The organism is Phycicoccus sp. Root563, assembly GCF_001427915.1.
In the GTDB taxonomy this organism is placed as follows: Bacteria; Actinomycetota; Actinomycetes; order Actinomycetales; family Dermatophilaceae; genus Pedococcus.
In genome coordinates, this window is sequence record NZ_LMGM01000001.1 from 2,009,249 (window position 1) to 2,026,527 (window position 17,279).

Genomic DNA, 17,279 nt, shown 5'->3' on the forward strand with positions numbered 1-17,279 from the left:
GTCGTTCGCGCCCGCAGCCACGTCGGTCATCCTGTCACCCCGGCGTGGTCGGGGGTCGGGTTCGCCGAGGGGTCGACGACCCGGCTGCGCTGCCGACCCAGCACCCCTCCGTCGAGCTCCACCACGTCGCCGTGGCGCAGGTAGGGCCTGGGCTCGACCTGACCCATGGCGACCCCGGCGGGGGTCCCGGTGATGACGAGGTCACCCGGCTCGAGGGTCATCAGGCGGCTCACGTAGGCGAGCAGCTCCCCCACGCCGAACACCATGTCGCCCGTCGTCCCGTCCTGGCGCGGTTCACCGTTCACCGACAGCCGCAGCCGCAGGGCGGCCGGGTCGCCGACCTCGTCGGGGGTGACCAGCCACGGACCCACCGGGCAGAACGTGTCGGCCGACTTGCCCTTGGTCCAGGTCCCCCCGCGCTCGAGCTGCATCGCGCGGTCGGAGACGTCGTGGGCCAGGACGTACCCGGCGACGGCCTCCAGCGCGCGCGCCGGGTCGGCCTCGTCGCGCAGCGTCGCGCCGAGGACGACGCCGAGCTCCACCTCGTAGTCGGTGCTCGACGACCCGGGCAGCATCCGGATGTCGTCGGTCGGACCGCAGACCGACGTCGTCGCCTTGAGGAAGACCACGGGCTCGGTCGGCAGGGCCGCACCGGCCTCGGCGGCGTGGTCGGCGTAGTTGAGCCCGATCCCGACCACCTTGCCCGGTCGCGGGATCGGCGACCCGAACCGCAGCTCGTCGTCCCCACCCACCGACGGGAGGTGCCCACCCTCGAGGGCGGAGCCCACCGCGGCCAGGTCACCCAGGGCCCCGTCGACGTCGCCCCAGGCAGCACCCAGGTCCAGCAGGCCGCCGTCGGCGGACACCACCACGGGGCGCTCTGCGCCGGCCGCCCCCACCCGCGCGAACCTCATCGGGCACCACCGAGGTGCTCGCGGGCGATCCGGGCCCCGAGCCGTTCGAGGAGCGGACCGGGAGCGTCGAAGGCCTCCTGCTCGGAGCCCTCCTCGACGAGCGCGTATGCCGCGCCGATCCCGGCCGCGCGCAGGTCGCCCTCGGTGAGCAGGACCTTCCCGGCCACGGCGACCACGGGCACGCCCGCCTCCCGTGCCGCCGCGGCGACGGCCGCAGGAGCCTTGCCGTGCAACGTCTGCCGGTCCATGGCTCCCTCACCGGTGATGACGAGCGTCGCGGCGACGAGCGCGTCGTGGAACCCGGCGAGCTCGAAGACGAGGTCGGCGCCCGGTCGCGTCGTCGCCCCTGCGACGGCGACCAGCCCGAACCCCACACCCCCCGCCGCCCCCGCACCGGGATCGTCCCGGTGGTCGGCCCCCGTCGTCGCGGCGACGAGGTCGGCCCAGCGGGTGAGGGCGGCGTCGAGGCGTTCGACGTCGTCGGGCGAGGCGCCCTTCTGCGGGCCGTAGACCGCCGCCGCCCCGTGCGACCCGGTGAGGGGGTTGTCGACGTCGCAGGCGACGACGACCTCTGCACCGGCCAGACCGGGGTGCAGGCCGGACAGGTCGAGGGCGACGGCATCCTCGAGGCCGAGGCCACCGGGCCCGACCTCACGCCCGTCGGCACCGGTCACCCTGGCACCCAACGCCTGCAGCAGCCCCAGCCCACCGTCGGTGCTGGCACTGCCCCCGATGCCGACCACCACCCTGCGGGCGCCGTCGTCCAGCGCCGCGCTGATGAGGTCGCCCGTCCCCCGGCTCGTCGCCGTGAGGGGCGCCAGGCCTCGCTCGGCGAGCAGGTCCAACCCGCACACCTCCGCGAGCTCGACGACCGCCTCGCTGCCGCGGGCGCCATACGAGGCCTTGCGGTCCTCACCGGTCGGACCGTGCGCGGGCACCGTGACCCGCTCGAACCCGGCGGCCTCGGCCGCGGCCAACGTGCCGTCCCCGCCGTCGGCGACGGGCACCATCACGACCTCGACGTCCGGGAGCACCGACCGGAGCCCGGCGGCCACGTTGGTGGCCACCGCGGCTGCGGTGAGGGTGCCCTTGAACTTGTCGGGGGCGATCACGACGCGCGGCGCCGAGGTGGGGACGGTCACGGGAAGGCCTCAGTCCAGGTGGGCGAAGACGGCGGTCGGGGCATCGGCTCCCCCGTCGGCGAGCTCCTCGAACTCGGTGACGTTCGCGATGCTCTGGCCCATCGAGACGTTGGTGACGCGCTCGAGGATGACCTCGACGACGACGGGGACGCGGTACTCCTGCGCCATCGCCTTGGCCTTCTCCAGCGCCGGGGCGATCTCCTCGGGCTCGAAGACGCGGATCGCCTTGCAGCCCAGTCCCTCGACGACCTTCACGTGGTCGACGCCGTAGCCGTTCAGCTCCGGGGCGTTGACGTTGTCGAAGGACAGCTGCACGCAGTAGTCCATCTCGAACCCGCGCTGCGCCTGCCGGATGAGGCCGAGGTAGGCGTTGTTCACCAGGACGTGGATGTACGGGATGTTGAACTGTGCCCCGACCGCCAGCTCCTCGATCATGAACTGGAAGTCGTAGTCACCGGACAGGGCGACCACGGTCTCGTCGGGGACCGCCGTCGCGACACCCAGGGCAGCGGGGACCGTCCAGCCGAGCGGTCCGGCCTGGCCGGCGTTGATCCAGTGCCGGTCCTTGTAGACGTGCAGCAGCTGGGCCGCCTGGATCTGCGAGAGGCCGATCGTCGAGACGTAGCGGACGTCGCGGCCGAAGGCTCGGTTCATCTCCTGGTAGACGCGCTGCGGCTTGATCGGCGTGACGTCGAAGTTCGTCTTGCGCCACAGCGAGCGCTTGCGCTGGCGGCAGGACTCGGCCCACTCGGTGCGGTCGGACAGCAGGTTGGCGTCGCGACGCTCCCGTGCCACCTCCACGAACAGCGCGAGAGCAGCCTTGGCGTCGCTGACGATGCTGTAGTCCGGCGCGAAGACGCGCCCGACCTGGGTCGGCTCGATGTCGACGTGGACGAACGTGCGCCCCTTCGTGTAGGTCTCGAGGTCGCCGGTGTGGCGATTGGCCCAGCGGTTGCCGATGCCGAGGACGAAGTCCGCCTCGAGCATCGTGGCGTTGCCGTACCGGTGGCTGGTCTGGAGACCGACCATGCCGGCGTTGAGCTCGTGGTCGTCGGGAATGGTGCCCCAGCCCATCAGCGTCGGGACGACGGGCACGCCGGTCAGCTCGGCGAGCTCGACGAGCAGCTCGGCGGCGTCGGCGTTGATGACCCCACCACCGGACACGATGAGCGGTTTCGTGCTCGCCTCGAGCAGGTCGAGGGCCTTGCTCACCTGGGCCCGGGTCGCGGCCGGCTTGTAGACGGGCAGTGGTGCGTAGGTCTCGACGTCGAACTCGATCTCGGTCATCTGGACGTCGATCGGCAGGTCGATGAGGACGGGGCCGGGGCGGCCCGATCGCATGAGGTGGAACGCCTGCTGGAACGTCCCCGGCACCTGGGCCGCCTCGAGGACGGTGACAGCCATCTTGGTGAGCGGCTTGGCGATGGACGAGATGTCGACCGCCTGGAAGTCCTCCTTGTGCAGCTTGGAGACCGGCGCCTGACCGGTGATGCACAGGATCGGGATCGAGTCGGCGCTCGCGGAGTAGAGGCCGGTGATCATGTCGGTGCCGGCCGGACCGCTGGTGCCGATGCAGACACCGATGTTGCCGGCCTTCGCACGGGTGTAGCCCTCGGCCATGTGCGAGGCGCCCTCGACGTGCCGGGCGAGCGTGTGGTGGAGGCCGCCATTGGTCTCCATCGCCTTGTAGAACGGGTTGATCGCCGCTCCGGGCAGGCCGAAGACGTTGGTCACCCCCTCCAGCTTGAGGATCTCGACGGCCGCTTGGGCCGCAGTCATGCGTGCCATGGTGGTGCTCCAGTGTCTGTGCGAAATGGTGGTGCCGCCCGGTCGAGGTGTTCGGCTACCGGGATCCGGTGGGGGAACACCTCGAACGGGTGGCGCGGGTCTGGGGTGAGGTCTTGGGTCAGCCGGCGAGGCGGCCCGAGAGCCGCTCGACGCCACGCAGCAGCGCGGAGTGGTCGAGGCCACCGTCGCCGTTGGCTCTGGCGGAGGCCATGAGCTGGGCGACGAGCGAGCCGAGGGGTACGACGACCCCGGCCTCGCGCGCAGCCGAGGTGACGATGCCCATGTCCTTGTGGTGCAGATCGATCCGGAACCCCGGGGTGAAGTCGTGCTTGGCCATGTTGGCCCGCTTCTGGTCGAGCACCTTCGACCCGGCCAGTCCGCCGCCGAGGACGTCGAGGGCTGCCTCGAGGTCGACGTCATAGGCGTCGAGGAAGGTCACGGCCTCGGCCAGGGCCTGGATGTTGGCCGCGACGATGAGCTGGTTCGCTGCCTTGACCGTCTGCCCCGCGCCGTTGCCCCCGACGTGGACGATGGTCTTGCCGACGACGTCGAACAGCGGCTTGGCCTCCTCGAAGTCGGCACCGTCGCCACCGACCATGATCGACAGGGCGGCGTTCTTCGCGCCGGCCTCACCGCCGGAGACCGGGGCATCCAGCAACCGGAACCCTCTGTCCCTGGCCGCCTTCGCGAGCTCGGCGGTCACGTCGGGACGGATCGACGAGAAGTCGATGACGAGCGTTCCCGACTTCGCGTGGTCGAAGACGCCACCCTCGCCGACGAGGACGTCCTGCACGTCGGGGCTGTCGGGGACCATCACGGCCACCACGTCGACGTCCTCGACCGCCTCGGCGATCGAGGCGGCGGCGCGGCCACCGGCGTCGACGAGCGGCTGGGTCTTGTCGGGGTGCAGGTTGTAGCCCACGACGTCGTGGCCGGCCTCCTGCAGGTGGACGGCCATCGGGCTGCCCATGATGCCGAGTCCGATGAAGGCGATGCTGGTCATGTCGTTCTCCTTGCTGGTCGTTTCTGACCCGCTTTGGGTGCTCAGGTGGTCGGGTTTCCGACCGTTCAGGCACCCAATCCGGGGAAGGGCGGGGAAGGGCGGGGGAAGGGCGGGGGAAGGCGGGGGGTCAGGCGGTGGCCGTGGCGGCGCGGCGTTCGCGCGGCAGCCAGGCGAAGCTCTCCGGGGTGGTCGCGGTGGTGGGCTTGTACTCGAGGCCGACCCACCCGGCATACCCGCGGGTGGCGAGGTCACCGAGGTGGCGCTGGAGGTCGAGGTCGCCCGTGCCGGGTTCGCCACGGCCGGGGGCGTCGGCGATCTGGACGTGCGCGGTGACGTCGACGTGGTCACGGATGGCGGCGTCGAGGTCGTCGCCGTTCGCGGCCAGGTGGTAGAGGTCGAGGAGGAACGCCACGTTGTCCGCGCCGGTCGCGCGCACGTCCCGGACCACCGAGACCGCGTCGGTCGCGGTGCGCAGCGGATAGGGCTTGGGGCCACTGACCGCCTCGACGAGGACGGTGGCGCCGATGGCGGAGGCGGCCTTGGCCGCGGCGGCGATCGACTCGCGCCCCAGCTCGTCCTGCGCCTGCGCCGAGGCACCGTCGACCCGGTTGCCGAAGAGCGCGTTGAACGCCGAGGCGCCGAGGCGCTCACCGATGCCGACGGTCACGTCCACGTTGTCGCGGAACTGCTGCGCCCGGTCGGGGATCGACAGCACACCGCAGTCCGGGCCGGCCAGGTCACCGGCGAAGAAGTTGAGGCCGACGAGCTGGACCCCTGCCTCCTGCACCGCGGTGACGAAGGCGTCGACGTCGCGGTCGGAGGGGACGGGCTGGTCCGGCCACGGCCACCAGAACTCGACGGCGTCGAACCCTGCCGCCCTGGCCGCGGCGGGGCGCTCGAGGAGCGGCAGCTCGCCGAAGAGGATCGAGCAGTTCACGAGGTAACGCAGTCCGTGGTCGGTCATGACGTCCTTCTGACTTTCGTATCGTGGAATTATTTTTCCGATTAGTGAGAGGTTAGGAGAAAGCGGGACGGCGGGTCAACAGTCCCGACGCCCTGTCCCAGCACGCGGCGCAGATATATCCGCGCCGACGTGGTTACGGCTCAGCTGCCCCGGTAGGTGGAGTAGCCGAACGGGTTGAGCAGCACCGGCACGTGGTAGTGCTGGGCCTCCTCGGCGATGGTGAAGACCACGACCACCTCGGGGTAGAACGCCTCGGTGTCACGCGCGGCGAAGTACGCCCCCGACGCGAACCGCAGCCGGTAGTCGCCCGCAGCCAGGCGCTCCGGACCGATGGTGCCGACCCGGCCGTCCCCGTCGGTCACGCCGTCACCGATGGCCGTGCCGTCGACGCTCTCGAGGACCACCCCGATCCCGGCGGCGGGCCGGCCCAGGCTGGTGTCGAGCACGTGCGTGGAGAGGGTGCCCATCAGGAGACCACCTGTCGCAGTCGGAGCAGCGCGATCTCGCGCAGCTGGGTCACGGTCTCGGCGCGTTCGGTGTCGTCGTCGTTCCCGAGGCGGCGCCGGAGCTCGGCGAGGATCTCGGGGGCTGAACGCCCTGCCGCCCGGATGAGGAACACCCGGTCGAAACGCTCCTCGTATGCCGCGTTGCCGGCGGCGAGCTCGCGCGCCACCTCCGCGTCGGCAGGGTCCACACCCGACTGCTCCTTGGCGCTGAACGCCGCCTGGTGGTCCGGGCTCGACGCCCGTTCCCCGATCCGGGGGTGACCGGCCAGGGCCGCCTCGAGCTCGCCGTCGTCGAGGTGGGCCGCCGCGGCGGCAGCGGTCTCCTCGAGGGCCGGCCACGCGGCATACGGGCGGCCGTCCCGGACGGTGTCCACCCAGCGGGGCACCGGCAGGCACGCGGCCAGCCGCTCCCCCGCCTCGTCGGGCGGTAGCGCGTTGAAGTCCTCGACGCTCACGGACTGGCTCACTGGCTCTCCACGAATCGGGTGCGGGCGGAGTGGATGGGGTTGGCGTCGGCGACGAGGTCGTCGAAGCGGTACCCCGCGATCTTCGCAGCCTCGACCAGCGCCGCGGCGTGCTCCTGCGCGGGCGAGTTCTCCAGCCGCTGCCAGCCGGAACGCAGCACCTGGTCGAAGGAGTCCCGGTCGCGCACACAGGTGACCAGAGGGAAGCCGAACCGCTCGCGGTACTGCGAGGTGAGCTCGGACAGCTCGCCGTAGGACTTCTCGTCGAGGCGGGTGAGGCCGAGGAAGGCCTGGTCGTGCAGCGAGTCCTCCCCCTCCCGTCCGTCCGCGACGCTCTCGGCACCGAGGTCGGGGTAGGAGTCGATGAGCAGGCGCTGCTCGTCCTCACCGGCGGTGTAGAGCGCCTCCTGGAAGGCTCGGCGCAGGTCGGTCGTGTCGGCGAACGGCCTTGACTCGTAGGCACGCTCGACCGCCCACCGGGGACCCTGGAAGAGCCCTCCGAAGGTGTCGACGAACTGCTCACGGCCCATCTCGTTGACCTGCGCGAGGCGGACCAGGCGCCCCGGGGCGCCCGCGACGGCCGGCCCCCGGCTCGAGCCCACGTGGTGGAACAGGAAGTTCAGCACGATGGCGGTGATCGACCCGAGGGTGATGCCGGAGCCGAGGATGATCTGGGCCCAGCTGGGGACCGCCTTGGCGACATCGGGCTGCGCGGTGACGTACATCGCCAGGCCGACGCTCGTCGCGACGATGACGACGTTGCGGTGGTCGTGGAAGTCGACTCGGGACAGCGTCTGGAAGCCGACGACCGCCACCGTCGCGAACATCGCCAGGGCGGCACCGCCGAGGACCGGGTGCGGGATGCCGGCGACGATCGCACCAGCCTTCGGGATCAGCCCGATGACGATCATGATCAGGCCGGCGGTCGCCACGACGTACCGGCTCTTGACGCGGGTGAGCCGCACGAGGCCGACGTTCTCCGCGAAGCAGGTGTAGGGGAAGGAGTTGAAGACACCACCGATGGTCGTGGCCAGGCCGTCGGCGCGCAGGGCGCGGGCGATGTCCTCGCGCCCGATCCGCTTCTCGACGATCTCGCCGGTCGCGAACACGTCACCGGTCGTCTCGACCGCGGTGATGAGCATGACGACGACCATCGAGATGATCGCGGCGACGGAGAACCGGGGCCACCCGAAGTGGAACGGTGTCGTGAACCCGATCCAGCCCGATCCGGAGACGCTGTCGAAGTGGGCGTCACCGAGCAGCCAGGCGATGAGCGTCCCGGCGACCAGTCCGATGAGGACGGCGACGGTGGCCATGAACCCCTTGAAGATCCGCTGGATCGCGACGATCAGCGCCAGGGTGCCGAGCGCGTAGGCGAGGTTGCGGCCGCTGCTCGGGTCGAGCGTCGGACCGGCGCCACCTGCGGCGTCGGCTGCGGCGACCGGCAGGAGCGCGAGGCCGATGATCGTGATCACCGAGCCGGTCACGACCGGTGGGAAGAACCGGATGAGCCGGCTGAAGTACGGCGCGATGAGGAACGTGAACAGCCCCGCGACGATGACGGCGCCGTAGATGACGAGCAGCCCGTCGGTCCCACCGCCGGCGGCGAGGCCGATGGCGATCATCGGCGAGACCGCGGTGAACGTCACGCCCTGCAGCAGCGGCAGGCGCACCCCCACCTTCCAGAACCCCACCGACTGGATGATCGAGGCGATCCCGCAGGTGAACAGGTCGGCGTTGATGAGGTGGATGAGCTCGGCGGTGCTGAGGCCGATCGAGTTCGCGAGCAGGATCGGCACGATGACCGCGCCTGCGTAGAACGCCAGGACGTGCTGGAAACCGTAGATCGCGAGCTTCGGGACGGGCAGCACCTCGTCGACCGGGTGGCGTGAGGAACGTTGGGACGACTGGGGTTCAGCGGTGGCTGTGCTCATGACAGGCACCTTTCTGTTCGCGGGAGGAGCAGAGCGGGAGGTGTGCGGAGAGAGTGTGGACGGCACCGGGGTGCCGCTGGCGTGACGCACGTCGTCGGTATGGCGCGTGCGGAGGCGGGGTCACCGCCCTCGCAGCGCTCGGGCCTGGTCCTTGGTGACCATGACGGGCGGTGCGCCGGACACGACGGAGGGCGATCGGCCGACCCCGCCGCGCATGACGTTGAAGAACAGGTTGAGCAGCACCGCGACGAGGCTGGCCGCGCTGATGCCGGAGTGGAAGATCGTGGCGAACCACTCGGGGAACCGGTCGTAGAACGACGGGACCGCGATGGGGATGATGCCGAAGCCGAGGGCCGTGGCGACCAGGACGATGTTGAGGTTGCCGTCGTAGTCGACCTTGGACAGGGTGCGGATGCCGCTCGCGGCGACCGACCCGAACAGGATGATGCCCGCACCGCCGAGGACGGGCTGGGGGACGGCCGCCACGACGCGACCGAGGACCGGCAACAGGCCCAGGGCGACCAGGACCGAACCGCCGGCGGTGACCACCCAACGACTGCGGACCCCGGTGATGGCGACCACGCCGACGTTCTGCGCGAACGCGCTGGCAGGGAAGCTGTTGAAGACCGGGGCGATCGCGGTGGCGAGCATGTCGGCGCGCAGGCCGTCCCCCACCCGGCGCGGGCTGGTCTGGGTGCCGACGATCTCGCCGACCGCGAGGATGTCGGCGGTGGTCTCGGTCATGATCACGAGGATGACGATGGTCATCGAGATGATCGCGCCGACCTGGAACACGGGCGCACCGAAGTGGAAGGGCGTCGGGAAGGCGACCCAGCTCCCGGTGCCGACCCCGGAGAAGTCGGCGCGGCCGAGGAGCAGCGCGAACACCGTGCCCACGACGATCCCGAGCAGGATCGACAGCCGGCTCACGGGTCCCTGCACGAGGCGCGAGAGCAGCAGGATGACGAGGAGCGTGAAGGCAGCCAGGCCGATGTTGCCCATCGAGCCCCAGTCGGCGGCCTTGTCGTTGCCGCCCATGGCCCAGCGGACCGCGACGGGGAAGAGCGACAGCCCGATGACGGTGATGATGGTGCCGTTGACCACCGGTGGGAAGAAGCGCACGACCTGGCTGAAGAACGGGCTGATCGCCAGCCCCACGAGCCCGGCCACGATGATCGAGCCGAAGACCGCCGGCAGCCCGCCGTCACCGGTCGCCACCGCGGTCATGGTCGAGACGCTCGCGAACGAGATCCCCTGCACGAGGGGCAGCTGCGAGCCGAAGAACGGGATGCCGACGCTCTGCAGGATGGTCGCGAGCCCGCTGACGAACAGCGCGGCCGAGACGAGCAGGGCGATCTCGGGGCCTGACAGCCCGGCCGCTCCCCCGACGATCAGCGGTGGGGCGATGACGCCGCCGTACATCGTGAGGATGTGCTGGACGCCGTAGGCGTAGGTGGGGCCGAGCCCCAGCCGCTCGTCCTCGGGACGTGTCGTCGTTGACACGGTGGCCTCCTGTTCCGGCCGGTCAGCAGAAGCCGGGGACGGTGAGCCAGGCGTCGCCCGGGTCGCTGCCGTCCTCGCGTTGCACGGTGGCCTCGATGAGGCCGTAGGGACGGTCCGCGGCGATGAAGACCTCGCCGGGGTTGTCGAGCCCGAACGGGGACAGGTCGACGAGGAAGTGGTGCTTGTTCGGGGCGGAGAACTTGATCTCGGCGACCTCGGGGTGAGCGGCCAGCACCGCGGAACCCATGGCGTAGAGGCTCTCCTGGAGCGCCCGGCTGTAGGTCGTCGCGAACGTCTCGAGCATCACCTGGCGGATGTCGTCGAAGGACTTGTTCCAGTCGGTGCCCCCGGCGACGGCGTCGTCCTCGTAGCGCCAGCGGGCGACGAGAGAGGTCGCGAGGATGCGGTCGTCGGTCTCCTGCAGCGTCGTGTACTCGTCCTTGAGGAAGCCCTTGAACTCCGAGCCGGTCGACTTGAGGACGACGAGGTCCTTGACCCCGGAGACCACCCACGCCTTCGTGCCGGCCCCGGTCCCGTCCGGTACGCGCTGGCGCGTCACCACCGTGGTGCGCACCTCCCCGCCCCGCTTGACGAAGGCGTGGTCGTGCCCGGCGCCACCGACGTCGATCCGGTCCCAGGCGTACTCCTCGACCTCGACCCGGCTCGCGTCGGCGGCCGGCGTCACGGCGAGGAAGCGGTCGCCGAGAGTGAGGGCGTAGTCCTCCGGGGAGGTGACGCCGTGCTCCTTGGCGAAGGCGAACGCCGTGTTCTTCTGGGTGTCGGTCGGCAGGACGTTGGCCTGGTCGCCGGTCTCGTGCGCGTCGCGGAAGTCGCCGCGCAGGGCGGTCGAGACGTTGAGGTCACGGATCTCGTGGCGGGCGGTGTCGCGGTAGACGCGGACGACGCGGTTCTCCGCCTTGCCGTACTGGTTGGGTCCGAGGACGAAGCTCATGGTGCTCCTTGCCGGGGCTGCGGTGCCGGTGACGGGCCAGGCGGGCCGGTGGTCGGCGGGCCTGGAGGTGCAAGCGGTGACCGGCGGGTGGTGGCCGGTCCTGCCGCGGGCGCAGGGTGGGCGTCCGATGATGCTTCCACGATGCGGAAACAATGTTGCGAATAGTGGAACTGTAGGACGGCGCCACGCCAACGTCAACAGTTTGTTGAGAATTTCCTCGCGGCGCCAGAGCACGTCCACCAGCCGAGCCCGTGCGTCAGTGGCTCGGCGGGGGCCGGCGGGTTCAGGCGCCGGTGGCGTCGGTCTCGCGGATCCGGTTGAGATAGTTGTAGACGGTGAAGCGGGTCAGCCCGAGCGCCTCCGCGACCGTCTCGGCCGACCGCCGCATCTCGAACGCCCCGCGCTCCTCGAGCAACCGCACCGCGTGCTGCTTCTGCGCCCGCGGCAGCCCGGAGAGGCTGCCGCCGAGCTGGGCCTCGACCTCCGCGATGAGGCGGGCCAGGCCGTCCGACAGGTCGGTGGCGACCCCGGTGGCCGGCGGTGCGACCGCGGCGTCGAGGTCGCTCACCGTGAGGGTGACGCGCGTCGCGCCGTGCGACAGCGCCTCCTTGAGGGCCGCGCCGACGGCATCGACGACGAGCCCTGCCTCGCCCTCCACGGAGGTGCCGAGGGGCCCGAGGTCGGGCGTCAGGCCGGCCCCGCGCAGCGCCTCGGCCGACACGGTGACGTGGGCCGGCAGCTGGTCGTCCTCACCGTGGAACGGCTCGGTCGTGAACTCCACCCGGACGCGCATGCGGTCAACCTACCCGCGGTCCGTTCGTGATCCCGTCCCGGTCTCGACCCCGGTCCAGCCCGGCCAGTCCCGGCCCGATCCCGACCACGGCTCCGGTCCGTCCCGGTCTCCGTCCGTCTTCGTCTCCGCCCATCGGTCGCGCGGGCGGCGGCTACCTCGCGCGGCGGGCCAGGACGTCCATCCGGGCGCGGTCGATGCCGGTCAGCTCCAGCACCTCGGCGTCGTCGACGGCGCCGCAGTCCAGCCCGCGCACCACGAAGTCGGCCAGGGCCCGCGCGGTGGCCGGCTCGTCCATGACCCCCGAGTCGACCTGTCCCACGTAGTTGCGCAGCCGCTCGGCGGCAGCAGGGAGACCCTCGCGGTAGAAGGCGTACGTCGCGGCATACCGGCTCGGGAGCTGGGCGGGGTGCAGGTCCCAGCCCTGGTAGTAACCCCGCTCCAGCGACCGCCGCACGAGCCGGGCGTGCAGCGCCCACCCCGCGTGCACGCGGTCCCGGTCGCCGACGGGCAGGATGTTCGTCGACCCGTCGGAGAGACGCACGCCGGTCCCGGCTGCGGCCACCTGCATCACCGCCTTGGCGTGGTCGGCCGCCGGGTGCTCCATCGACTGGTACGCCGCTGCGATGCCGCAGGAGGCGCTGTAGTCGTAGGTGCCGTAGTGCAGTCCGGTGCAGCGGCCGGCCGAGGCGTGCACCATCCGGGCGACGAGCGCGGTGCCGTCGGGACCGAGGATGGACTGGGGGGTCTCGACCTGGATCTCGAAGCCGATCGCCCCGGACTCCAGCCCCAACCCTGCTTCGAGGCGGCAGCAGGCGACGACCATCGCCTCGACCTGGTCGACCGAGGTGACCTTGGGCAGGGTCACGACGAACCCGTCGGGCAGGTGCCCGTCGACGGCCACCGCCTCGACGAACCTCGCCAGCGTCCGCACCCCCCTGGCCCGCGTGGGCGCCTCGAAGCTCTTGAACCGGATGCCGTGGAACGGTGCGGCACCTCCGGCGGCGAGCGACGAGCGGAGCGCCGACGCCGCGGCGTCGACCGCCGCGTCCTCCTGCTCGTCCGACCGGTTGCCGTACCCGTCCTCGAAGTCGACCCGCAGGTCCTCGATCGGCTCGCTCGCCAGCTTGGCCCGGACCCGGGGCACCACCTCGCCGGCCAGGCCGGCAGGCAGACCCAGCACGGCGGCATACGCGGCGTCGTCACCGCCGTGCTCGTCCAGGGTGGCGAGCGCCTCACTGCCCCAACGGCTCACGAGCCCGGCGTCGTAGCGGTCGGCCGGGACGTAGACGGTGTGGACGGGCTGGCGGCTGGCGCGCTCCCCGGGGAAGCCGGACGCGAGCGCGTCGTCGGCATCGGCCAGGTGCGCGTCGAGCTCGGCGGAGAGGTGGGCGACGTCGAAGGTCATCGGGCGGGGTCCTCGTGCGTGTCGGGAGAGCTGGTCTCGTCGGAGGTGGTGCGGTCAGCGGTCCGGCCCGCTGCCAGGGAGGAGGAGCGTTCGGTATGGCGCTCGTGCGCCCCTGCCGCGTGCCGCACCGCCGCGGCCACGGCGGGGGCCACGTCGGGGTCGAAGACGCTCGGGACGATGTAGCTCGCGTTGAGCTCGTCGGCGTGGACGCAGTCGGCGATCGCCGTGGCCGCGGCGATCATCATCGCGTCGGTGATGTCGCTGACGCCCGCGTCGAGCAGGCCCCGGAAGAACCCCGGGAAGGCGAGCACGTTGTTGATCTGGTTGGCGTAGTCGGAGCGACCGGTCGCGACGACCGCGGCGTGCCGGCTCGCGGCGACCGGGTCCACCTCGGGGTCGGGGTTGGACAGGGCGAACACGATCGCGCCGTCGTTCATGGTGGCGATGTCGTCCTCGTCGAGGAGGTCGGGGGCCGAGACCCCGATGAAGACGTCGGCACCGGCGAGCACCTGCTTGAGCGGGCCCTCGACACCGCGGGGGTTCGTGTTGTCGGCGATCCAGCCGCGGAACTCGTCGCGGTGCCCGCTGGACGCGTCCAGCGCACCGTTCCGGTCGCAGCCGACGATGTCTTCGGCCCCTTGCGCGTGCAGCAGCCGGATGATCGCGTGACCGGCCGCACCCACGCCGGAGACGACGATGCGGACGTCCGTGAGCGACTTGCCGACGACGCGTAGCGCATTGGTGAGGGCAGCCATCACGACGATGGCGGTGCCGTGCTGGTCGTCGTGGAAGACGGGGATGTCGAGCTCGTCGCGCAGCCGGCGCTCGATCTCGAAGCAGCGCGGCGCCGAGATGTCCTCGAGGTTCACGCCCCCGTAGACCGGGGCGATCGCCTTGACGATCATGATGATCTCCTCGGTGTCCTGCGTGTCGAGGCACACCGGCCAGGCGTCCACGCCGGCGAACTGCTTGAACAGCGCCGCCTTGCCCTCCATGACCGGCAGGGCTGCTGCGGGTCCGATGTTGCCGAGCCCGAGGACCGCCGAACCGTCGGTCACCACGGCCACGGTGTTGCGCTTGATGGTCAGCCGGCGGGCGTCCTCGGGGTTCGCCGCGATGGCGAGGCAGACCCGGGCGACGCCCGGCGTGTAGGCCCGCGAGAGGTCGTCGCGGTGCTTAAGCGGCACCTTGGGGTTGACCTCGAGCTTGCCGCCGAGGTGGAGCAGGAAGGTGCGGTCGCTGACCTTGCGCACGGTCACGCCCGGCACCGCCGCGATCTGCTCGGTGATGCGGTCGGCGTGGTCGGCGTCCGAGGCGTTGCAGGTCACGTCGACCACGAGGCTCTGCCCCCGGGACTCCACGACGTCGAGCGCGGTGAGCGCGCCGCCCGCGGCGGCGACGGCAGCCGCCAGCGTCCCGGTCGTGTCGATGGCCGCAGGCGCCTCGGCGCGCACGGTGATGGAGTAGCCCGGACTCGGTGCAGACATGGCTCGACCTCGATCTTCCACGATACGGATTTATCTTTTTGTCCTACGGAAGACTAGGGCGTGCCCCGTTGTGACGACAAGGACCGTCCACCGGCTGCCTCCGCGCCGGGGCGGCACGCACCCCACCCTGCCCCGGCCGGATAGATTCCCCTCGTGACGACGACCGAGCTCGACGGGGGTGCGGAACGCGGCCCCCTCCCGCCGCGTGCGCTCATCGTCACCGTGCTCGGTCTGTACGTCCGCGAGTTCGGCGGCTGGATCAGCGTCAGCGCCCTGATCCGGCTCATGGCGGCAGCCGGGGTCGACGAGCAGGCCGTGCGCTCGGCCCTGTCCCGGCTCAAGCGGCGAGGGATCGTCGAGGCCGAGCGCCGGGGTGGCGCGGCCGGGTACGCCTTGTCGGAGTACGCCCGCCAGCTCCTCGAGGTGGGCGACCGCCGCATCTTCGCCGAGCGCGAGGCGCACACGCGCGACTGGGTCGTCGTCGTCTTCTCCGTGCCCGAGTCCGAGCGGCAGAAGCGGCACGCGCTGCGGGCGCGGCTGTCCTGGCTGGGGTTCGGCACCGTGTCCTCCGGAGTGTGGATCGCCCCCGGCCGGCTCGCCGACGACGCCCGCGAGGTGCTGCTCGGCGACGGCCTCGACCCCTACGTCGACCTGTTCCGAGCGGAGTACCTCGCGTTCGGCGACCCGGCCACCAAGATCGCGCGATGGTGGGACCTCGAGGCGCTCGAGCAGCTGTACACCGACTTCCTCGAGGCCCACGAGCCGGCGCGACGGCACTGGGAGGCGCAGCACCGGGTTCCGCCGGGCGGCGAGGCGTTCTCCGACTACGTCCGCGCGCTCACCTCGTGGCGCCGCCTGCCCTACCTCGACCCGGGCCTGCCGACCGACCTGCTGCCGGCCTCGTGGTCGGGCACGACCGCTGCGCAGACGTTCTTCGCGCTGCACGGGATGCTCGCCGGGCCGGCCCACGACTTCGTCACCGCGCAGGCCGGAGCCGCTCGTCCGGGATGACCGCGACGCCGACGATCTCGATCAGGGCCTCCGGCTGCCAGAGCGCCGTGGTGCCGATGCCCGCCATCGCGGGGTAGACCGGTCCGGCCAGCTCGCGCCAGGCTCGGCCGATCTCCCGGCCGTGGGCCTGGTAGTCGGGGATGTCGGTGAGGTAGATCGTGATGCTCACGAGGTCCTCCGGGACGCCGCCGGCCTCGGCGAGCGTCGTCAGGACGTTCGAGAACGCCTGGCGGAACTGCTCGACGATCCCCCCGGGGACGATCTTCATGTCCGCGTCGAGCGCCGTCTGCCCGCCGAGGTGGAGCGTGTTGCCGGACAGCGTGCCGTGGGAGTACCCGCTCGGCGTCGGCAGCGAGGCCGGGTTCACGGGGACCGGGGACAAGGGGTGGACGGACATCGAACCTCCAGGGTCGCGGGTGGTCGTCGGCCACCCCGGCGCGGCGTACAGGGCGGCGTCCGGGGTGCCGGTCCGAGGGTAGCCCACCTATTGACGTTTGGCGACGATCGTGAAAATCTCGCTATATGAAGTTCGGCACCGTCGCCCACGACGGCGGCACCCGTGCCGCCGCCCTCACCACCGAGGGCTGGCGCGCGCTGGTCGCCCCGGCGTCGCGCCCCGAGGACGGCGACGCGTATGCCGTGGGCTCACCGACCGCGGACCTGTCCGCCTTCCTCGCGGCCGGCGGCACCCTCGGTCCCGGGACACCGCTCGGCGACCTGCTCGAGGGTGCCGAGCCCGTCGCTCCCCTCCCTCGGCCGGCCAAGGTCATCTGCTGCGGGCTCAACTACGGCGAGCACATCCGCGAGACCGGCCGCGAGCTGCCGAGCCACCCCACCCTGTTCGTGAAGTACGCCGACAGCCTCGTCGGGCCGACCGACGACGTGTCCCTGCTGGCCGGCACGGACGTCGACTGGGAGGCCGAGCTGGCCGTGGTCGTCGGCGCGACGATCCGCCACGCGGACCGTGCGGCAACCACCGCGGCGATCGCCGGCTGGACCGTCGCCAACGACGTGTCCGTGCGCGACTGGCAGTACCGCACCCTCCAGTGGTTCCAGGGCAAGGCGTGGGACGACTCGACCCCGACGGGTCCGGTCGTCGTGACCCCTGACGAGGTCGACCCCGTGGCAGGGCTCACGATCACGTGCCGGGTCAACGGTGAGGAGGTCCAGCGCGCCAGCACCGCGACGCTCGTCTTCGACTCCGCCGACCTGCTCGCCTACATCTCGACGTTCACCACCCTGCGTCCCGGCGACCTCGTCCTCACCGGGACCCCCGGTGGCGTCGGCGTGGCCCGGGACCCGAAGCGGTTCCTGGCGGACGGCGACGTCCTCGAGACCGAGATCGAGCGGATCGGCTTGTTGTGCAACGTCATCCGACTCCCCGCTCACACCGCCTGACCCCGACGCACCCGA

16 protein-coding genes are annotated in these 17,279 nt (G+C 71.5%); 2 read left to right on the top strand and 14 right to left on the bottom strand.

What is annotated here, in order from left to right; all coding sequences use genetic code 11:
• Nucleotides 1-26: 26 nt before the first annotated feature.
• From ASD62_RS09490 to ASD62_RS09550, 13 genes are all read right to left on the bottom strand, one after another.
• Nucleotides 27-914 carry a fumarylacetoacetate hydrolase family protein gene (locus tag ASD62_RS09490; RefSeq protein ID WP_056915748.1) on the bottom strand — a complete coding sequence of 296 codons (888 nt, stop codon included), beginning with the start codon at nucleotides 912-914 and terminating at the stop codon, nucleotides 27-29.
• Nucleotides 911-2,056: a glycerate kinase gene (locus ASD62_RS09495; protein ID WP_056915749.1), complete on the bottom strand. Its 1,146-nt coding sequence runs from the start codon at nucleotides 2,054-2,056 to the stop codon at nucleotides 911-913. Before ASD62_RS09495 ends, ASD62_RS09490 begins: the two co-directional genes overlap by 4 nt.
• Nucleotides 2,057-2,065: 9 nt before the next feature.
• Entirely contained in the window at nucleotides 2,066-3,844 is a 1,779-nt protein-coding gene (gcl, locus tag ASD62_RS09500) for a glyoxylate carboligase (RefSeq protein WP_056915750.1), read from the bottom strand.
• Nucleotides 3,845-3,962: 118 nt separating this feature from the next.
• Nucleotides 3,963-5,078, bottom strand: coding sequence for a 2-hydroxy-3-oxopropionate reductase (locus ASD62_RS09505; protein WP_200956935.1), 1,116 nt, complete (start codon nucleotides 5,076-5,078; stop codon nucleotides 3,963-3,965).
• On the bottom strand, nucleotides 4,975-5,811 hold the full coding sequence (locus ASD62_RS09510; protein WP_056915752.1) for a hydroxypyruvate isomerase family protein: 837 nt from the start codon (nucleotides 5,809-5,811) through the stop codon (nucleotides 4,975-4,977). Before ASD62_RS09510 ends, ASD62_RS09505 begins: the two co-directional genes overlap by 104 nt.
• 140 nt (nucleotides 5,812-5,951) lie before the next feature.
• Nucleotides 5,952-6,278, bottom strand: a complete 327-nt coding sequence (gene uraH, locus ASD62_RS09515; protein WP_056915753.1) for a hydroxyisourate hydrolase — start codon at nucleotides 6,276-6,278, stop codon at nucleotides 5,952-5,954.
• Complete coding sequence (gene uraD, locus ASD62_RS09520; protein WP_200956870.1) at nucleotides 6,278-6,784, bottom strand: 2-oxo-4-hydroxy-4-carboxy-5-ureidoimidazoline decarboxylase; 507 nt, start codon at nucleotides 6,782-6,784, stop codon at nucleotides 6,278-6,280. Before uraD (ASD62_RS09520) ends, uraH begins: the two co-directional genes overlap by 1 nt.
• A complete protein-coding gene (gene uraD / locus ASD62_RS09525) occupies nucleotides 6,781-8,715 on the bottom strand; it encodes a 2-oxo-4-hydroxy-4-carboxy-5-ureidoimidazoline decarboxylase (RefSeq protein ID WP_056915754.1) in 1,935 nt (644 codons plus the stop codon). The genes uraD (ASD62_RS09520) and uraD (ASD62_RS09525) overlap by 4 nt, the downstream gene beginning before the upstream one ends.
• Nucleotides 8,716-8,835: 120 nt before the next feature.
• Nucleotides 8,836-10,218 carry a nucleobase:cation symporter-2 family protein gene (locus ASD62_RS09530; RefSeq protein WP_082580668.1) on the bottom strand — a complete coding sequence of 461 codons (1,383 nt, stop codon included), beginning with the start codon at nucleotides 10,216-10,218 and terminating at the stop codon, nucleotides 8,836-8,838.
• A gap of 22 nt (nucleotides 10,219-10,240) precedes the next feature.
• A complete protein-coding gene (gene pucL / locus ASD62_RS09535; protein WP_056915755.1) occupies nucleotides 10,241-11,170 on the bottom strand; it encodes a factor-independent urate hydroxylase in 930 nt (309 codons plus the stop codon).
• A 283-nt stretch (nucleotides 11,171-11,453) separates the two neighbouring features.
• Nucleotides 11,454-11,963 carry a helix-turn-helix domain-containing protein gene (locus ASD62_RS09540; RefSeq protein WP_056915756.1) on the bottom strand — a complete coding sequence of 170 codons (510 nt, stop codon included), beginning with the start codon at nucleotides 11,961-11,963 and terminating at the stop codon, nucleotides 11,454-11,456.
• Between the two features lie 151 nt (nucleotides 11,964-12,114).
• Nucleotides 12,115-13,368, bottom strand: coding sequence for an aldolase/citrate lyase family protein (locus tag ASD62_RS09545; protein WP_056915757.1), 1,254 nt, complete (start codon nucleotides 13,366-13,368; stop codon nucleotides 12,115-12,117).
• Complete coding sequence (locus ASD62_RS09550; RefSeq protein WP_082580670.1) at nucleotides 13,365-14,855, bottom strand: NAD-dependent malic enzyme; 1,491 nt, start codon at nucleotides 14,853-14,855, stop codon at nucleotides 13,365-13,367. Before ASD62_RS09550 ends, ASD62_RS09545 begins: the two co-directional genes overlap by 4 nt.
• Before the next feature lie 153 nt (nucleotides 14,856-15,008).
• Here ASD62_RS09550 and ASD62_RS09555 point away from each other — a divergent pair, with 153 nt between their 5' ends.
• Nucleotides 15,009-15,866, top strand: a complete 858-nt coding sequence (locus tag ASD62_RS09555; protein ID WP_056915758.1) for a PaaX family transcriptional regulator C-terminal domain-containing protein — start codon at nucleotides 15,009-15,011, stop codon at nucleotides 15,864-15,866.
• Here the strand turns inward: ASD62_RS09555 and ASD62_RS09560 are convergent.
• Nucleotides 15,832-16,263, bottom strand: a complete 432-nt coding sequence (locus tag ASD62_RS09560) for a RidA family protein (protein ID WP_056917293.1) — start codon at nucleotides 16,261-16,263, stop codon at nucleotides 15,832-15,834. The genes ASD62_RS09555 and ASD62_RS09560 overlap by 35 nt on opposite strands.
• A gap of 125 nt (nucleotides 16,264-16,388) precedes the next feature.
• Between ASD62_RS09560 and ASD62_RS09565 the strand changes: the two genes are divergently transcribed.
• Nucleotides 16,389-17,264 (top strand): fumarylacetoacetate hydrolase family protein, encoded by an 876-nt coding sequence (locus ASD62_RS09565; protein ID WP_056915759.1) that lies wholly within the window; start codon nucleotides 16,389-16,391, stop codon nucleotides 17,262-17,264.
• Nucleotides 17,265-17,279: the final 15 nt, after the last annotated feature.

What these genes read in the sequence shown, in the direction of transcription:
- ASD62_RS09510 (WP_056915752.1), bottom strand. Translation starts at nt 5,811, where the DNA reads ATGACCGACCACGGACTGCGTTACCTCGTGAACTGCTCGATCCTCTTC.
- gcl (WP_056915750.1), bottom strand. Translation starts at nt 3,844, where the DNA reads ATGGCACGCATGACTGCGGCCCAAGCGGCCGTCGAGATCCTCAAGCTG.
- ASD62_RS09545 (WP_056915757.1), bottom strand. Translation starts at nt 13,368, where the DNA reads ATGACCTTCGACGTCGCCCACCTCTCCGCCGAGCTCGACGCGCACCTG.
- ASD62_RS09540 (WP_056915756.1), bottom strand. Translation starts at nt 11,963, where the DNA reads ATGCGCGTCCGGGTGGAGTTCACGACCGAGCCGTTCCACGGTGAGGAC.
- uraD (WP_056915754.1), bottom strand. Translation starts at nt 8,715, where the DNA reads ATGAGCACAGCCACCGCTGAACCCCAGTCGTCCCAACGTTCCTCACGC.
- ASD62_RS09490 (WP_056915748.1), bottom strand. Translation starts at nt 914, where the DNA reads ATGAGGTTCGCGCGGGTGGGGGCGGCCGGCGCAGAGCGCCCCGTGGTG.
- ASD62_RS09505 (WP_200956935.1), bottom strand. Translation starts at nt 5,078, where the DNA reads ATGCCGGGTGGGTCGGCCTCGAGTACAAGCCCACCACCGCGACCACCC.
- ASD62_RS09565 (WP_056915759.1), top strand. Translation starts at nt 16,389, where the DNA reads ATGAAGTTCGGCACCGTCGCCCACGACGGCGGCACCCGTGCCGCCGCC.
- pucL (WP_056915755.1), bottom strand. Translation starts at nt 11,170, where the DNA reads ATGAGCTTCGTCCTCGGACCCAACCAGTACGGCAAGGCGGAGAACCGC.
- uraH (WP_056915753.1), bottom strand. Translation starts at nt 6,278, where the DNA reads ATGGGCACCCTCTCCACGCACGTGCTCGACACCAGCCTGGGCCGGCCC.
- ASD62_RS09560 (WP_056917293.1), bottom strand. Translation starts at nt 16,263, where the DNA reads ATGTCCGTCCACCCCTTGTCCCCGGTCCCCGTGAACCCGGCCTCGCTG.
- ASD62_RS09550 (WP_082580670.1), bottom strand. Translation starts at nt 14,855, where the DNA reads ATGTCTGCACCGAGTCCGGGCTACTCCATCACCGTGCGCGCCGAGGCG.